This is a genomic window from Mitsuaria sp. WAJ17 (genome assembly GCF_014174515.1).
In the GTDB taxonomy this organism is placed as follows: domain Bacteria; phylum Pseudomonadota; class Gammaproteobacteria; order Burkholderiales; family Burkholderiaceae_C; genus Roseateles_B.
Genome location: NZ_JACJUG010000077.1, coordinates 1 through 2,210 on the forward strand (window position 1 = coordinate 1; position 2,210 = coordinate 2,210).

Below are 2,210 nucleotides of genomic sequence, written 5' to 3' on the forward strand. Positions count from 1 at the left end.
CGCTTGCTCCATCGCCTCGCACAATGCCTGGGCGCTGTGAGGCTCGCGCAGCTGCACGGTCAGGGCCAGACCGCCTTGCTCGTAGTCGTCGATGTTCAGCAGCAGCGGGTAGTTGGTGCGCTCCTCGGCCGTCAAGGACTCCGAGCCCGGCACGGACAGCGGTGCGTGGGCAGCCGCATCCGAACCGTGGCGGTAGTTCAGCAGCGCCGTCACCAGCGGCACGCCGCTCTCCAGCCCGCTGCAACGCTGGGCCAAGGCCAGCGGGGCGTGCTCGTGGCGCAGCAGGCCGGCCAGGTCTTGCTGGACCTGCTTGACGGTGCCCAGCACGGGCCCCTGCAGCTTGACGCGCAGGGGCATGGTGTTGATGTACAGCCCCAGCGCGCGGTCCGCCCCGGCGCCGGCCTGCATGCGGCCGAACAGCACGGTGCCGAAGACCACGTCCTCGCGTCCGCTGACCCGGCCCAGCAGCTGGGCATAGGCCAGGTGGCACAGGCTGGCGACGCTCACGCCCAGGCGACGGGCCTGGGCTCGCAAGCCCCGGCTCAGCGAATCCGGCAGTGCCAGGTGGGCTTCGCCGACCTGGCTGCCATCGCCCTGCACATCCGACAGGCCGTAGGGCAGCGTTGGCTCGTCCACATCACCCAGTTGCTCGCGGAAGTAGGCCTCGTGCTGGGCGGGGGTGAGCCCCAGCCGGGCCTGCGCCACGTAGTTGCGGAAGGGCTGTGCGGGGGGCAAGTCCTGACCCCGGTCGCTCAGCAGCAGGGCGATCTCCTGCTGCATCAGCTCAAGCGCATGGTGGTCCAGGATGAGGTGATGCATCAACAGCGCCATCAGCCAGCTTCCATGTGCAGGCTCCTGCATCAGGTGAGCCTCCATCAGCGGCGCTTTGCCAAGATCCAGGCGGCAGGCCCTTGGATTGGTGAGCCTCATGAGCTGACTCTCGGCGCTGGAGCCATCGTCCAGGGCGTCGTGACAGATCGTCGGTAGCTCAAGCCGCCGATGCACCAGCTGTACCGGTTCGGTCAGCCCGGTCCAGTGGATGCTGGTGCGAAGCACGTCATGGCGATTCATGACTTGCTGCAATGCCGCCAGGTAGGCGCCCAGGTGCGCCCGCGTCTTGAAGCGCAGGGCCACGCGCAGCAGATAGACATCGCTGTCCCGTTCCAGGAGATGGTGGAACAGCATGCCGCTCTGCAGTGGCGCCAAGGGATAGACATCCTGCACATTGGCTGCGCCGCCAGGGACGCTGGCGACCAACCCATCCAGCTCCTGCTGGCTCAGTGTCACCAGCGGAAGCATGTCGGGAGTCAGGTCTTGCGCATCTTCCGGAATTCGGGAGCGAGGCGCTTCAACGGTGGTATTTGCCCATGCTTCATCCATGGCAGGCTGCCGCTCAGAAAGCTGCAGCGCCAGTTGGCTGAGACTGGCTGCCGTGAACACCAGGCGCACGTCCCCGCGCAGTCCACGCGAAGCCATTCGTGAGGCCAGCTCCAATGCCAGCAGCGAATGCCCGCCCAGCTCGAAGAAGTTGTCATGCCGGCCTACGCGCGGCAGCTGCAGCACCTCGGCCCACAGCGCGGCCAGCTGTTCTTCCAGCTCGCCTTGCGGGGCTTCGTAGCCGCGGGCGGCCAGGGCCTGCAGGTCTGGCGCCGGCAGGGCGCGGCGGTCCAGCTTGCCGTTGGGCGTCAGGGGCAGCGCGGGCATGGGGACGAAGGCGCTGGGCACCATGTAGCCGGGCAGCTCTTGTGTCAGGGCCTGGCGAAGCGTGTCCATTGCCAGGGTGTCGTCGCGCTCTCCGTCTTCCGGCTCGTCCTGCACCACGTAGGCCACCAGACGCTTGAGCCCCGGCTCGTCCTCGCGGGCCAGCACCACCGCCTCGCGCACGCCAGGCTGTGCCAGCAAGCGGGCCTCGATCTCGCCCAGCTCGATGCGGTAGCCGCGCAGCTTCACCTGCTCGTCGTTGCGGCCCACGAAGGCCAGCCGCCCCGTCTCCAGCCAGCGCACCAGGTCGCCGGTGCGGTACATCCGCCCTGCCCCGTCCTTCACGAAGGGATCGGCCAGGAAGCGCTCCTGCGTCAGCTCCGGCTGCCCCAGGTAGCCTCGCGCCACGCTGGCGCCGCCGATGTACAGCTCCCCCACCGCGCCCAGCGGCACCTCGCGCTGCTGCGCATCCAGCACATACAGCCGCGTGTTGCTGATCGCCGCACCGA

1 protein-coding gene is annotated in these 2,210 nt (G+C 68.5%); it reads right to left on the reverse strand.

All coding sequences use genetic code 11. The features are described from left to right. Positions 1-2,210, reverse strand: a 2,210-nt coding sequence (locus H5407_RS23400; protein ID WP_183106896.1) for a condensation domain-containing protein, incomplete at both ends; no start/stop codon positions are given.